The sequence below is a fragment of the Stenotrophomonas sp. WZN-1 genome, from assembly GCF_002192255.1.
Lineage (GTDB): Bacteria > Pseudomonadota > Gammaproteobacteria > Xanthomonadales > Xanthomonadaceae > Stenotrophomonas.
Genome location: NZ_CP021768.1, coordinates 3,983,828 through 3,997,072, shown reverse-complemented (window position 1 = coordinate 3,997,072; position 13,245 = coordinate 3,983,828). Strand labels below are relative to the sequence as shown.

Below are 13,245 nucleotides of genomic sequence, written 5' to 3'. Positions count from 1 at the left end.
CATCGCTACGCTCGGTGGCCATGCCTACCTCGTTCATCATCGTCGACGACTTCCTTTCCCCTGCCGATGCGCAGGGGTTGCGCCAGGCGGCGCTGGGCCTGACCTATCCCGTGCAGGAGGGCGCGTTTCCCGGCCGCAATTCGCAGCAGCGGCTGGATCTGGATGGACTGTCCGGCGCGGTCTCGCGGCTGGTCAACGAACCGCTGCGGCCGGTCAACCCGCTGCAGTCGCACGGCAAGTTCCGGATCACCCTGGCCGGTGATACCGGCCGCGCCAAGGTGCACGCCGACCATTCGCACTGGTCGGGCATCCTCTACCTGAGTGCACCGGAGCACTGCGAGGGCGGCACCGAGTTCTTCCGCCACCGCCGCACCGGCACCGAGCGCATGGCCCTGGATGCAGCGGAGCTGGCCGCATTGGGCTATGCCAACGGCGGCGACATGCATCGCGACATCATCGAGCGCGACAGCAACGACGACAGCCAGTGGGAAATGACCATGCGCATCCCGATGCGCTTCAACCGGCTGGTGCTGCTGCGGCCCTGGTTCTGGCACACCGCCGGGCCCGCGTTCGGCGACTGCCTGGAGAATGGCCGGTTGGTGTACCTGATGTTCTTTGAGCAGGCGCGCTGAGCCAGGCAGCCATCCACGCTGCGTTCGACACGCAGGCGTCATCGCACCGTCATTCGACGAATGCCTTCGCCGCGCCGTATTCCCATTGCCATGGAACGCCGGTATCGCCCAGCACGAACGCCACCAGAGCGGGGAAGGTGGCCTCCGCCCGTACATCGTTGCCCAGGATCACCACGCAGCGTTTGTACCGCTCGATGCACACCAGGGTGTTGCCGACCGCATCGTCGTGACCGCCCTTGTAGAAGCCTGCGCCCTGGGGACCACGGAAGCTCACTACGCCCAGGCCCGCGGCCAGATCCCTGTGCTGCTGCGCGGTGGGCAGCTCCGGTTGCAGCGTTGGGAACTGGCTGGCGGTGGTGATCGGCAGCTGCGGCCGTACCAGCTCGTTGCGCATTGAAGCCGACAGTCCTTCGCCGCGCACATAGCCCGCCGCGAAGCGGGCCATGTCGGCAATGGTCGTATCCATCGATCCCGCTGCACGTACCCGGCTGCGCTCGTCGTGCGGCTCGGCCGTGCCTTCCGCAGTCCAGCCATCGGCCAGGTTGCCGGCAAAATCGCTACGCCACGTCATGCTGGTCCGCGCCATGCCGAAGCGATCGAACACGCGCTGCTGCATCAACGCACCCACATCCTCGCCCAGTCGCCCGCGTTCGATCACGAACTGCAGCAGGATCAGGCCCTCGCCGGAATAGGCGTAGCGGCTGCCGGGCTCGAAGTGGAACTTCAACCGGCCATCCGGTTCGAGAAAGCCGAAATTGGCAAAGCCGCTGGCGTGGTTGAGCAGCAGGCGTGGCGTGAGCTGGCGCCAGCGGGCATCGCTGGCCAGCACGCTGTAGTCGGCGTACTTCTTCGGTTCCGGTGGATAGTCCGGCAGCGGTTTGTCCAGGGCGGTGGCGATGCTGGCATCCAGATCGATACGCGCGTCCTGCGCCAGCTGTGCGACCAGGTGGCCGAAGGCCATCTTGGTCAGTGACGCAGCGTACATCACGGTGTCGGTGCGCAGCGGCTCGCCTGCGGCGTTGCGATCACCGTAGGCGGCCACATGCACCACCTTGCCGTCATCGATCACCGCCAGCGCCATCCCGCGCGCATGGGCCGCCTGCATCAGCCGCTGTGCTTCGGCATCGATGCGAGCGGGCGTGGGCACGGGTGGCGGCGCGGCCAATACCGCCAGCGGGAGCAGCGTCAGCAACATCAGGGTGGCACGGCACATGCGTGGAACTCCTGGTGGGGCGCACGGCGATGCTACGCCAGCCCGTTGCCCACGTCATGGCCCGGTGTCAGCGGGCCATGCTCGGCCTCCAGCGGGGCGCGCAGGCACGCGGTCGAACCGCAGTTGTTGCCGCTGCCAACCGCTCCCTGCCAGCACGGGTGGATTGACTGGCCACCACCCCTTCCGATTATGATTAGGCGCCTAACCAGAACTGCTTGGATATGTTCGAAGCAAAGCACGACGCCCTGCTTGGCGAAGCACAGCGACGCGGTCACAGCAACGTCGCGCAGCTGCGCCTGTGCTTCCAGTTGCTGTCGCTCTCGACGTCCATCGATCGCGATTGCGCTACACGGCTTGCACCGCACGGGCTCAGCGAGGGTCGCTTCATCGTGCTGTTCCTGCTGCATGGAGCCGATGGCTCGTTGCCGCCCCATGAACTGGCAGAGCGTGCCGGCGTGACCCGCGCCACCATCAGCGGCCTGCTCGATGGCCTGCAGCGCGAAGGCCTGCTGCAGCGTTGCAGCGATGCCGAAGATGGCCGTCGCCTGCGGATCGTGCTGACAGCAAAGGGTGCGCGCTTGGCCGATGCGCTGTTCGAGCAGCACACGCAGTGGATCGGCGGCCTGTTCAACGGCCTGGATGCGGATGAACAGCAGCAGCTGTCACGGCTGCTGCACAAGGTCTGGCAGCACACGGACGGCGGGCGGGAATCCGCAGCATGAGTACGCCCATTCCAGCGGAGCGGAGGCGTGCACTCAACAGTGGCAACGCCGCCGCCACCCATCTGGCCGAATGCCTGGCAGTGGATTTCGCCGAGCTGCTGCAAGGGGTAGCGCCTGCGCTTGAACCGGAAGCGCTGCAGTGCATGCACGAAGCCTCAGGCAAGGGCATCACCCAGCGCATGACCCTGGCCGCGCAGTTGCTGCGTGAGGCGGGGCAGGGCGCGCCTGCGCTCTGGCAGCATCACAGCTCCGATACCGTGCGCGGCTGGGCCTGTTATCTGATCGGCAGCGATGCTCGCGCAACGCTGGCAGAGAAGCTGCAGCAGATGCGCACGCTGGCCGATGACCCGCACTTCGGCGTGCGCGAATGGGCGTGGCTGGCGCTACGCACGGACATTGTTTCCGCGCCGATGCAGGCGCTCGGGTACCTGCAACCGTGGACACAGGAAACTTCGCCATACCTGCGCCGCTTCGCCTGCGAAGCACTGCGTCCACGTGGTGTCTGGGCCACGCACATCGCCCTGTTCAAGCAACATCCGGAACATGCATTGGCGCTGCTGGAAGCACTGGCCGATGACCCGGAACGCTACGTGCAGGATTCGGTCAGCAATTGGCTCAATGATGCCGGCAAGACACAGCCGCAGTGGCTGCGCGGACTCTGCGTGCGCTGGCAGCGCGAGCACGACAGCGTCGCCAACGCCTACATCCGCAAACGCGCGATGCGCTCGCTCCGGTAGTGCCGGCCGCTGGCCGGCAACTCCGCAGCCTCGTCAACCTCAAGGAAGAACCACCATGTCCCACACCTTCATCGAGCTCTATACCGCCACGCCTGCCTGGACCACACTCCCGCCCGAACAGCGCGCGGCCTTCTTCGCCCGGATCGGTGCCGGCATGCAGCAGTTCGATCCGGCCCGCATTGCCCCACTGGCCATGGGCCGCATCGCCACGGACGTGCCGCACGGCAGCGGCGAGCAGTTCTATGCGGTCTGGCACTGCGCCAGCCGCGATGAGGCTGATGCGCTGGCGGCTGGCATTGCTGCTACCGGCTGGCATGCGTACTTCACCACCACCCATGCCATCGGTGCGGTGGACAGCATGGACCAGCACCTGGCCGACCTGGCCGCGTTGTAGCGCTGCTGCGGAGGTGCCCAGACACCCGGCCAGCAGCAGGGCGGCACATGCGCCTGTCACCCGGACGCGGTAAACAGGACATTGCCCATATCCATCCGCAGGGAAGTTGATCATGCAGAGCACGCTCCAGGTGACGCTGTTCGGCCCGCTTGGCGACAGCCCGGCATTGCAGTTGCCGGGGCGGGAAGGGCCGTCGGTGGCCATCCCGGAATCGGTCCTGCGGCAGTTGGTCTCCGACCTCTACACCGCCCGTTCCCTGCTTAATCCCGAGCAGCTGGACGAGGCCAGGCTGGAGCTGGACCGCGTGCTGGAGCGCTGGGCCGACATCCACGAAGGCCTGCTGCTGGACGTGGAAGTGCATGGCAAATGAGCGGCTTTGCGTGGCGGCTGCCGCGTAGGCAGCGCTGGAGTGCACCTCACTGAACCGTGTCCCCAGTTGCGGATGAAACATTTTGCACTGCGCAAAAGCTGTGCTATCAATACATCCCATGAACGCAGCCGCTACCCGCTTTTACTGGTATTACTTTCCGAAGCCACTGGCGGAGGAAGGACTGCGCTCACCCTGAAGAAAGCTTCAGACGCATTCCCGAAAGCCGCCAGCGAACCTGGCGGCTTTTTTCATGCCGCCGCGCTGGGGACCCCCAACGTTCCGGAGATCTCCTGCAATGCCCCCGCACACCGACGACCTGCGTATCCGCACCATCGAACCGCTGACACCGCCTGCCCAGCTGCTGGCGATGCTGCCCTGTGACGATGAAGCCTCCGACACCGTCAGCGCCTCGCGCGCGGCCCTGCACCAGATACTGCATGGCCGTGACGACCGCCTGGCGGTGGTGGTGGGCCCATGCTCGATCCACGACCCGAAGGCCGCCATCGAGTACGCCCAGCGCCTGAAGCCGCTGCGCGATGCGCTGGCCGGCGAACTGGAAATCGTCATGCGCGTGTACTTCGAGAAGCCGCGCACCACGGTGGGCTGGAAGGGCCTGATCAATGATCCGGACCTGGACGGCAGCTTCAGGATCGACAAGGGCCTGCGCATCGCCCGCGGCCTGCTGCGCGACATCAACAAGCTCGGCCTGCCGGCCGGTGTCGAATTCCTCGATGTGATCTCGCCGCAGTACATCGCCGACCTGGTGGCGTGGGGCGCGATCGGTGCACGCACCACCGAAAGCCAGGTGCATCGTGAGTTGGCCTCGGGGCTGTCGTGCCCGGTCGGGTTCAAGAACGGCACCGATGGCAACGTGAAGATCGCCGCCGACGCGGTGGGTGCAGCGTCCAATCCGCATCACTTCCTGTCGGTCACCAAGCAGGGCGGTACCGCCATCGTATCGACCACCGGCAATCCGGATTGCCATGTGATCCTGCGCGGCGGCAAGCAGCCGAACTACGACGCAGGCAGCGTCGCCGATGCCTGCCAGGTGCTGGCCAAGGCCAAGCTGCCGACGCGCCTGATGATCGACGCCAGCCATGCCAATAGTTTGAAGAACCCGGAAAACCAGCCGAAGGTGATCGAGGACATCGCCGTTCAGTTGGAAGACGGCGAACAGCGCATCGTTGGTGTGATGATCGAGAGCCATCTGGTTGGTGGCCGCCAGGAACTGGTGGAAGGCCAGCCGCTGGTCTACGGGCAGAGCATCACCGATGGCTGCATCGACTGGGACACCACCGTGACGGTGCTGGAGCGACTGGCTGCGGCCGTGCGCGCCCGTCGCGACGTGAAGGTGTCCGAAGCCGCCTGAGTGCGGCACGTGTGTGGATGGCGGCCAGCGCCTGCGGGGGTGCGGCCGCGATCAGGGCCGGCCGGAGTTGGAGGCCGGCCCATCTGCACCGGCGATGCGCCTGGCGCTGCGCATGAGCGACAGCGCCAGGTACATCGCCGGGGTGGTGCAGTAGATCCGCGCAAAGCGTGGAACCCCATGCTCGGCGAACGCGAACCTCAATGCACTTCGTCGTGGTACACGAACTTCGGCATTTCCCAGCGGTAGTGGATCGCCAGCAGGCGCAACGCGAAGCCGCCGCCGAGGCAGCACAGGATCGCAGTGGCATCGGCCACGCCCCAATGCAGCAGCAACAGATACGCTGCGCCGGTCAGCAGCGCGATGATCGCGTACAGCTCCTTCTGGAAGATCAGCGGCACCTCGTTGCAGAGGATGTCGCGCAGCACGCCGCCGAACGCGCCGGTCAGCATGCCGGCGATCAGCACGATCGGCATCGCATGGCCCGCCTCGCGCGCGATCGAGCAGCCGATCAGGGTGAAGGCGATCAGGCCCAGGCCATCGAGCACCAGAAAGGTGCGGCGGAAGTGGTGCATCCAGCGTGCGACCCAGGTGGCGATCAGCGCCGCGCATACGGTGAAGCCCAGGTACTCGGGATGCTTCACCCAGCCCAGCGGGTAATGGCCGAGCAGGATGTCGCGCAGCGAGCCGCCGCCGAGGGCGGTGACGCAGGCGATCATGACCACACCGAACAGGTCCATGCGGCGGCGACCGGCGGACAGTGCGCCGGTCATGGCCTCGGCGGAAATGGCGATCAGGTAGATGATGGACAACAGCATGGGGCAGGCTCCGGGCGCGGTGGGGCCGGCCATGCGCGACCACCGCCACTGCCTGCGCAATGACGGGATGACGATGACCGGTGCCGCTCCCGCTGTCCTTTTGCCTGAGAGTTCAGCGGCGTAGGCCGCGTGCCCCTTCGGCGGATCGTCCCGGGCGTGCCCGGTGACCTCTCTCCAGCTCGGCGAGTCGAATGCATGGTTGGTGGGATTCCAGCCCACCGGCCTGAGCGATCATGGGAGCCTGCGCCTTCGGCGGGCGCCAGCGCGGCGCCTCTCTCCTGCATTCGGGCGCCAGTATATCCGCTGCAGTGCAGCACGGCATAATCCGGGCATGGCCCCGTCCCTCCGCCCGTGGTTCCTGTACCTGCTCGAATGCCGCGATGGCAGCTATTACGCCGGCATCAGCACCGACGTGGACGCGCGTTTCGCCGCCCACCAGGCCGGCAAGGGCGCGCGCTACACCCGGGCACGGCCACCGCTGCGCGTGCTGGCCGTGCGCGAGTACCCGGACCGGGCCGCCGCCTCGCGGGCCGAATGGCAGCTCAAGCAGCAGCCGCGCGAACGCAAGCTGGCCTGGCTGCAGGCACCTGCCGGGACGCTTCGGTAGATCCACGCCACGCGTGGATGGGCTGCCCGGCCCATGCGATGATCGCCCCGCGCCCAGAGCTGGAGACCCGGATGTCCACGATCGCCCTGCTGGTCGCTCTTTCCGCAGCAACGAGCCCTGCCGCCGACCCGGTCACCCTCGCGGCCATCGAAGCCACCTGCCACGACTACGTCGATGGCCAGTTGGAGGCCGACCCGAAGCGTGTTGCCCGTTCCCTGCACCCGGACCTGGCCAAGCGCGCGGTGCTCGGCGATACACCCGACGAACGCCTGGGCCTGCGCCGCATGTCGAAGGAAGAGCTGGTCTCGTTGACAAAGCAGGGCGCGCTGAAGACGCCTAAGGATCAATGGGACCGCCGCTGCACGGTGCTGGACGTGACCGGCAACGCCGCCTCGGTGCGGCTGGAAACCCCATGGTTCGTCGACTACTTCCACATGGGCCGCTTCGACCAGCGCTGGGTCATCGTCAACGCACTGTGGTACCCGAAGCCGAAGGCGATGTAGAGCGATGCGTGCCGCCGGCAAAGCATGGATCTCGGTCGTCGTACTGGTAGCCGGTATCGCGCTGCTGCCTGGCCTGCTGTACCTGCTCGGGCTGGCGCTGGTGGAAGGCCGGCCGAAGCCGGCGGACCGCGCGCCCAGTGGTGTGGCTGCGTGCAGCCGTGAACCACGGGCGGGATACCAGCCGATGAACCCCTGGCGCTTCGCCGCGCAGTTCTTCGACAAGGACGCGATGCAGAAGAAGGTGCCTGAAGTGGAGCGGGAGGCCTTCTGGATTGCCCGACGCCACCTGTGGCGACAGCCTCGGCACGGCATGCTGCGCTGGCATCTGAGCAGCACCGCGTTGACGATCTGGATCACCCGGCATTGGAGTGCCGCGCAGATTGCTGATACCGCGAGGAAGGAGGATTTCTGCCGCACCTGGTCGAAACGGCGGGTGCCAGGTGGTCCGATGAACCGGTAGATCCACGCCATGCGTGGAGGGTGTTGACGGGGTCAGAGCCCTTTCCTGCGGAAAGGGATCCGACCCCTTTGCAGGCCTTCCCTAGCGCCTCGGCCGCCGGTCATCCTGATCATCACCGAAGATGATGCGCGCGCTGCGCTGGTAGCTCCAGTACGCCACGGCCCAGTTCAGCAGCACCACGATGCGGTTGCGGAAGCCGATCAGGAAGAACACGTGCGCGGCCAGCCAGAACCACCAGGCCAGGATGCCCGACAGCTGCAGCCGGCCCAGGTGCACGATCGCGGCCATGCGGCCGATGGTGGCGAGGTTGCCGTAGTCGGCGTACTTGAACGGCCCCGGTGCCGCCTTGCCATGCAGGCGCGCGCGGATCACATCGGCCACGTACTTGCCCATCTGCTTGGCGGCAGGGGCCACGCCGGGCACCGGCTTGCCGTTGGCCTGGTTCAGTGCGGCCAGATCGCCGGCCACGAACAGCTCCGGGTGATCGGGCAGGGTCAGGTCCGGCTGTACCTGCACGCGGCCGGCGCGGTCCAGCGGCACGTCCAGCGTGCGCGCCAGTGGTGAGGCGGCCACGCCGGCGGCCCAGACCACGGTGCGGGCCGGCACGAACTGCTCACCGAGCTTGAAGCCCTGGCTGTCGATGTCGCTCACCGGGGTACCGGTCAGCACTTCCACGCCCAGCTTTTCCAGCTGCCGGCGCGCCTTCAGCGAAAGCACTTCCGGGAACGAGGACAGCACGCGCGGCCCAGCCTCGATCAGCCGCACCTTGGCGCTGGCCGGATCGATGTGACGGAATTCGTTGCGCAGCGTATGCCGCGCGATCTCGGCCAGAGTGCCGGCCAGTTCAACACCGGTGGGACCGCCACCGACCACCGCGAAACTCAGCCATGCGGCCTTCTTCGCCGGGTCCGGTTCGGCCTCGGCGCGCTCGAAGGCCAGCAGCAGCTTGCGGCGCAATGCGATGGCATCGTCCAGGGTTTTCAGGCCGGGGGCATCATCGGCCCACTGGTCGTTGCCGAAGTAGGCGTGGGTAGCGCCGGTGGCCAGCAGCAGGCTGTCGTAGTCCAGCGTGCTGCCATCGGCCATGCGGATCTGCCGGGCCTGCTTGTCGATGGCGACCACTTCGCCGAGGCGGACTTCCACGTTGCGCTGGTGGCCGAGGATGTGGCGCAGCGGTGCGGCGATATCCGGCGCGGACAGGCCGGCGGTGGCCACCTGGTACAGCAGTGGCTGGAACAGGTGGTGGTTGCGGCGGTCGACCAGGGTGATGCGCATGCGTTCGCGGGCCAGGGCACGGGTGGCCCAGAGGCCGGCAAAACCGCCGCCGACAACGACCAGGTGGGGAACGCGCTCGCGACTCATCGACTCACTCCAGTGGGGGCATTGGGGGAAGCGCCTGGCATCTTCGCACGGCGGCTGCCTGTCACGTCAGCGCCCGCGTGGATCGGCGATACTCGGGTTCAGGCAACGGCCCCTGAGGAGCCCATGAGCGAACCGGAAAAGCGCATCGCCCTGTTGATCGACGCCGACAACGCGCCGGCCTCGAAGATCGACGAGGTCCTGGCCGAAGTCGCCCGCTACGGCGTGGCCAACGTGCGCCGCGCCTATGGCAACTGGAAGAGCCCGCGGCTGAAGGGCTGGGAAGCGGTGCTGCACGAATATGCGATCCGCCCGATCCAGCAGTTCGCCTACAGCAAGGGCAAGAATGCTTCGGACATGGCGATGGTGATCGATGCCATGGACCTGCTGTACGCGCGCAACCTTGATGGGTTCGCCATCGTCTCCAGCGATGCCGATTTCACCCCGATGGTGATGCGCCTGCTGACCGATGGTGTGAAGGTGTATGGCTTCGGCGAAAAGAAGACGCCCGAACCGTTCGTCAACGCGTGCTCGAAGTTCACCTATCTGGAAGCGCTGGGCCAGACCCATGCCAGCGTGCCGGATGCCGAGCAGGCATCGAGCGAACAGGCATCGAACGAGCCGGTCGTCAATGATGATGCACGCCCGCGCAAGAGCGGGGCGGAGATGCGCAGCGATACGCGGCTGGTGAAGATGCTGCGGCGTGCGGTGTCCTCGGCCGAGGGCGAGGATGGCTGGTCGCATCTGGGGCCGGTCGGCAGCCAGATCGGCAACCAGGCCTCATTCGATCCGCGCAACTACGGCTACGGCAAGCTCAGTGATCTTTTGGCAGCAATCGGGCTGTTCGAGCTGAAGAAGGACGGCAAGTCGTCCTACGTGCGCGCGCTGCCAAAAAAGAACAGGTAGTTCCGGCCACTGGCCGAAGAAGAACCGGTAGTGCCGGCCGCTGGCCGGCAACACCCAGATGCCCGATCGCGCATCCGGCACGCACATCTCCACCCAATCAGGCGTATCGTTGCCGCTCGCATTGCCAGCAGGGAAAACCCGCATGTTGAAGATCTGGGGCCGCCGCAATTCCAGCAACGTCCGTAAGGTACTGTGGTGCGCCGAGGAGATCGGCCTGCCGTATGAATCCATCGAGGTCGGTGGCAGCCACGGTGGCACGCAGACGCCGGAATACCAGGCGATGAACCCGAACAGCCTGGTGCCGGTGATCGAAGACAACGGCCTGCCGCTGTGGGAATCGAACGCCATCGTGCGCTACCTGAGCGCGCGCTACGCGCTGGGCACCCTGTATGCAGAAGACCCGATGGAGCGCGCCCAGGCCGAGAAGTGGATGGACTGGAGTACATCGCGGATGGCGCCGCTGTACAGCGACCTGGTCTGGGGCATCATGCGCACCGCGCCGGCCGACCGCGACGAAGCACGCATCAGTGCCGCCATCGTCCGTGCCGGTGATTACCTGGCGATGGCCGATGCCACCCTGGCGAAACAGCCATGGCTGTCGGGCGAGAAATTCGCGATGGGTGACATTCCACTGGGCTCGCTGATCTACGCCTGGTTCGAACTGCCGATCCAGCGACCGGAGCTTCCGCACCTGGCGGATTGGTATGCGCGCCTGCGTGAGCGGCCGGCCTACCAGCGCGGCGTGATGTCGCCGCTGACGTAAGCGAAAGCGTTCGGGATCCGATCCCACCCGACGGGTGGGCTCTGACCCCTCAATACAGATCCGTCGGATCCACATCCAGCGACCAGCGCACCTTGCGTGCTTCCGGCAGCGCATACAGCTGCGGAACCAGTTGCGAAAGTACACCATGCAGCGGCGGCCGCTGCGCGGCCGACAGCAGCAGCTGCGTGCGCTGGTAGCCGGCACGCCGCGGCATCGGCGCCGGCATCGGCCCGTAGGCTTCGACCACGTTCTGCTCGCCCAGCAACTGCCGCGCGGCCAGCAGGAACGCGTTGGCATGCTCCACCTGCTGCGCTTCGGCCCGCATCAGCGCCAGATGCGCGAATGGCGGGAATCCGGCCGCCTGGCGCTGGTTCAGCTCGGCCTGCGCGAACGGGTGGTAGCCCCCGCTCACCAGGGTTTCCAGCAGCGGGTGCCCGGGGTGATGGGTCTGCAGCCAGACCTCGCCGGGGTCACGTGCACGTCCCGCGCGACCGGCCACCTGGATCAGCTGCTGCGCCAGTTTCTCGCTGGCGCGGAAGTCGGCGGAGAACAGACCTTCGTCGATGCCCACCACCACCACCAGCGTCAGCTTGGGCAGGTCGTGGCCCTTGGCCAGGATCTGCGTGCCGACCAGGATGCCGGGCTGGTCACCCAGTTTCGCCAGCTGCTGTTCCAGCGCATCGCGGCGCGAAGTGGTGCCGCGATCGATGCGCACCACCGGAAAGTCGGCGAAGGCGGCGGTGAGGTGTTCTTCCAGGCGTTCGGTGCCGATACCCTGCGGCTGCAGCGCCAGGCTGCCGCAGGCCGGGCACGCCAACGGCGCCGGTTGCCGCGCACCGCAGTGGTGGCACTGCAGGCGACGGCCGCCACCATGCACGGTCATCGGCGCATCGCAGCGCTGGCATGGCGCGGTCCAGCCGCAGTCGTGGCACAGCAGCACCGGCGCATAGCCGCGGCGGTTCTTGAACACCAGTACCTGCTGGCCGCGCTGCAGATGCTCGCCGATGCCGGCCAGTACGTCGGCCGACAAACCGTCATGCAGCGGTCGCTTGCGTACATCCAGGATGCGCACGCGCGGTGGCCGTGCATCACCGGCGCGCTGTTTCAGGCGCAGGTGCGTGTAGCGCCCGGCGTAGGCGTTGTGCAGGGTTTCCAGCGAGGGCGTTGCACTGCCCAGCAGAACCGGAATGCCCAGCGACTTGGCCCGGACCAGGGCGAAATCGCGCGCGTGGTAGCGGATGCCGTCCTGCTGCTTGTAGCTGCCGTCGTGTTCCTCGTCGACGATCAGCAGGCCGGCCTGCGGCAACGGCGTGAACACTGCCGAGCGGGTGCCGACGATGACACGTGCTTCGCCGCGTGAGGCCGCTGCCCAGACGCGCGCGCGCTCGTTGTCGTTCAGCCCCGAATGCAGCGCATGCACGGCGATGCCGAGGCGGCCGCGGAAGCGTGCCAGGGTCTGCGGGGTCAGGCCGATTTCCGGCACCAGCACCAGCGCCTGCTTGCCCTGTGCCAGGCAATGGATGATCGCCTGCAGGTAGACCTCGGTCTTGCCGCTGCCGGTCACGCCATCCAGCAGGAACGGCTGGAAGCCGTCGGCGGTATTGATCGCGGCCACCGCTTCGGCCTGTTCGGGGTTGAGCGTGGGGCCGGGCAGTGGCTGCGCGTGTTGGGGGGCCACGCTCAGCGCAACGCGCTCGGCCAGCCCGCGCTTGGCCAGGCTGCGCGCGGCAGTGCGCCAGTCCTCCATGCGTTCGCCCAGCACGTCCTCATCCACGATGGCCTCGGCCAGCAGTTCGGCCAGTTGCCGCGGCCGGCTGCCGGCGCGCAGCCTGTCGCGCTGGTCGTGGCCTTCCGGGGTCAGCTGCCAGCCCCAGTGGTGGGTGTCCGGCAGGGCCTCGCCATGGCGCAGCGGGCCAGGCAGGGCGGTGCTCAGCACCTCGCCCAGGGGGGCGTGGGTGTAGCGTGCCAGCCACTGCAGGCTCTGCCACAGCTCACCCTGCAGCAGCGGCTGCGGGTCGCACCAGGCCAGGGCCTGGCGCAGTCCCTGGCCGTCGTCGGTCTGGCCGTGCCCCGCCACCACACCGACCAGCTCACGGTTGCCGAACGGCACCTTCAGGCGGCAGCCGACCGCGACCGCCGGGCCATCGCCCTCCGGCGACAGGTAGTCGAACAGGCGGGGCAGGGGGACGGGCAGGGCGACCTGCAGGGTCGGAATCGGTGAAAGCATCGGGCCAGTGTAACGGGCCATGCGCGCGCGAATGGCAGCAGAGGGAGCGGCCGTGCGGCGCCCGTTGAATCATAAATGTCACCTAAATATCGGTGTCCATTGGAGATTCAGTCTTATCCACATGTTCTGTGGATAACGTTGTGCGTTAACGGTCAGCGGAAACGCAGA

Annotated in this window: 15 protein-coding genes and 2 riboswitches; of the genes, 11 read left to right on the top strand and 4 right to left on the bottom strand. The window is 67.0% G+C overall.

Annotated features, from left to right (window positions below; all coding sequences use genetic code 11):
• The first annotated feature begins 20 nt into the window (after positions 1-20).
• Positions 21-632 carry a DUF6445 family protein gene (locus tag CCR98_RS18665; RefSeq protein WP_014038665.1) on the top strand — a complete coding sequence of 204 codons (612 nt, stop codon included), beginning with the start codon at positions 21-23 and terminating at the stop codon, positions 630-632.
• A 49-nt stretch (positions 633-681) separates the two neighbouring features.
• On the opposite strand, the gene CCR98_RS18660 is transcribed toward CCR98_RS18665, so the two are convergent.
• Complete coding sequence (locus CCR98_RS18660) at positions 682-1,845, bottom strand: serine hydrolase domain-containing protein (protein WP_087923765.1); 1,164 nt, start codon at positions 1,843-1,845, stop codon at positions 682-684.
• Between the two features lie 221 nt (positions 1,846-2,066).
• Here CCR98_RS18660 and CCR98_RS18655 point away from each other — a divergent pair, with 221 nt between their 5' ends.
• From CCR98_RS18655 to CCR98_RS18635, 5 genes are all read left to right on the top strand, one after another.
• Positions 2,067-2,567: a MarR family transcriptional regulator gene (locus tag CCR98_RS18655; protein WP_087923764.1), complete on the top strand. Its 501-nt coding sequence runs from the start codon at positions 2,067-2,069 to the stop codon at positions 2,565-2,567.
• Positions 2,564-3,304: a DNA alkylation repair protein gene (locus CCR98_RS18650; protein ID WP_087923763.1), complete on the top strand. Its 741-nt coding sequence runs from the start codon at positions 2,564-2,566 to the stop codon at positions 3,302-3,304. The genes CCR98_RS18655 and CCR98_RS18650 overlap by 4 nt, the downstream gene beginning before the upstream one ends.
• Before the next feature lie 55 nt (positions 3,305-3,359).
• Entirely contained in the window at positions 3,360-3,698 is a 339-nt protein-coding gene (locus CCR98_RS18645; protein ID WP_087923762.1) for a DUF6616 family protein, read from the top strand.
• A 112-nt stretch (positions 3,699-3,810) separates the two neighbouring features.
• Positions 3,811-4,068, top strand: coding sequence for a hypothetical protein (locus CCR98_RS18640; protein WP_087923761.1), 258 nt, complete (start codon positions 3,811-3,813; stop codon positions 4,066-4,068).
• Positions 4,069-4,363: 295 nt separating this feature from the next.
• Positions 4,364-5,437, top strand: coding sequence for a 3-deoxy-7-phosphoheptulonate synthase (locus CCR98_RS18635; protein WP_014038657.1), 1,074 nt, complete (start codon positions 4,364-4,366; stop codon positions 5,435-5,437).
• Between the two features lie 197 nt (positions 5,438-5,634).
• Here CCR98_RS18635 and CCR98_RS18630 read toward each other — a convergent pair whose 3' ends face one another.
• The gene (locus tag CCR98_RS18630) at positions 5,635-6,252 is read right to left on the bottom strand and encodes a trimeric intracellular cation channel family protein (protein ID WP_005411215.1); all 618 of its coding nucleotides are present in this window, start codon (positions 6,250-6,252) and stop codon (positions 5,635-5,637) included.
• An 84-nt stretch (positions 6,253-6,336) separates the two neighbouring features.
• A riboswitch (glycine riboswitch) is annotated at positions 6,337-6,440 on the bottom strand.
• A gap of 13 nt (positions 6,441-6,453) precedes the next feature.
• Positions 6,454-6,543, bottom strand: a riboswitch (glycine riboswitch).
• A gap of 40 nt (positions 6,544-6,583) precedes the next feature.
• Between CCR98_RS18630 and CCR98_RS18625 the strand changes: the two genes are divergently transcribed.
• The 3 genes from CCR98_RS18625 to CCR98_RS18615 all read left to right on the top strand — a co-directional run bounded on the left by CCR98_RS18625 (position 6,584) and on the right by CCR98_RS18615 (position 7,822).
• A complete protein-coding gene (locus tag CCR98_RS18625) occupies positions 6,584-6,859 on the top strand; it encodes a GIY-YIG nuclease family protein (RefSeq protein WP_087923760.1) in 276 nt (91 codons plus the stop codon).
• Between the two features lie 71 nt (positions 6,860-6,930).
• Positions 6,931-7,362, top strand: coding sequence for a nuclear transport factor 2 family protein (locus CCR98_RS18620; protein ID WP_087923759.1), 432 nt, complete (start codon positions 6,931-6,933; stop codon positions 7,360-7,362).
• 4 nt (positions 7,363-7,366) lie between these two features.
• Positions 7,367-7,822, top strand: a complete 456-nt coding sequence (locus tag CCR98_RS18615; RefSeq protein WP_087923758.1) for a hypothetical protein — start codon at positions 7,367-7,369, stop codon at positions 7,820-7,822.
• Between the two features lie 81 nt (positions 7,823-7,903).
• Here CCR98_RS18615 and CCR98_RS18610 read toward each other — a convergent pair whose 3' ends face one another.
• A complete protein-coding gene (locus CCR98_RS18610; protein WP_087923757.1) occupies positions 7,904-9,184 on the bottom strand; it encodes an NAD(P)/FAD-dependent oxidoreductase in 1,281 nt (426 codons plus the stop codon).
• Positions 9,185-9,307: 123 nt separating this feature from the next.
• Between CCR98_RS18610 and CCR98_RS18605 the strand changes: the two genes are divergently transcribed.
• Both CCR98_RS18605 and CCR98_RS18600 read left to right on the top strand, forming a co-directional pair.
• Complete coding sequence (locus CCR98_RS18605) at positions 9,308-10,087, top strand: NYN domain-containing protein (protein WP_087923756.1); 780 nt, start codon at positions 9,308-9,310, stop codon at positions 10,085-10,087.
• Between the two features lie 142 nt (positions 10,088-10,229).
• Positions 10,230-10,850 carry a glutathione S-transferase gene (locus CCR98_RS18600; protein ID WP_087923755.1) on the top strand — a complete coding sequence of 207 codons (621 nt, stop codon included), beginning with the start codon at positions 10,230-10,232 and terminating at the stop codon, positions 10,848-10,850.
• Between the two features lie 49 nt (positions 10,851-10,899).
• Here the strand turns inward: CCR98_RS18600 and CCR98_RS18595 are convergent, their stop codons facing one another.
• Entirely contained in the window at positions 10,900-13,077 is a 2,178-nt protein-coding gene (locus CCR98_RS18595) for a primosomal protein N' (protein WP_087924236.1), read from the bottom strand.
• Positions 13,078-13,245 lie beyond the last annotated feature (168 nt).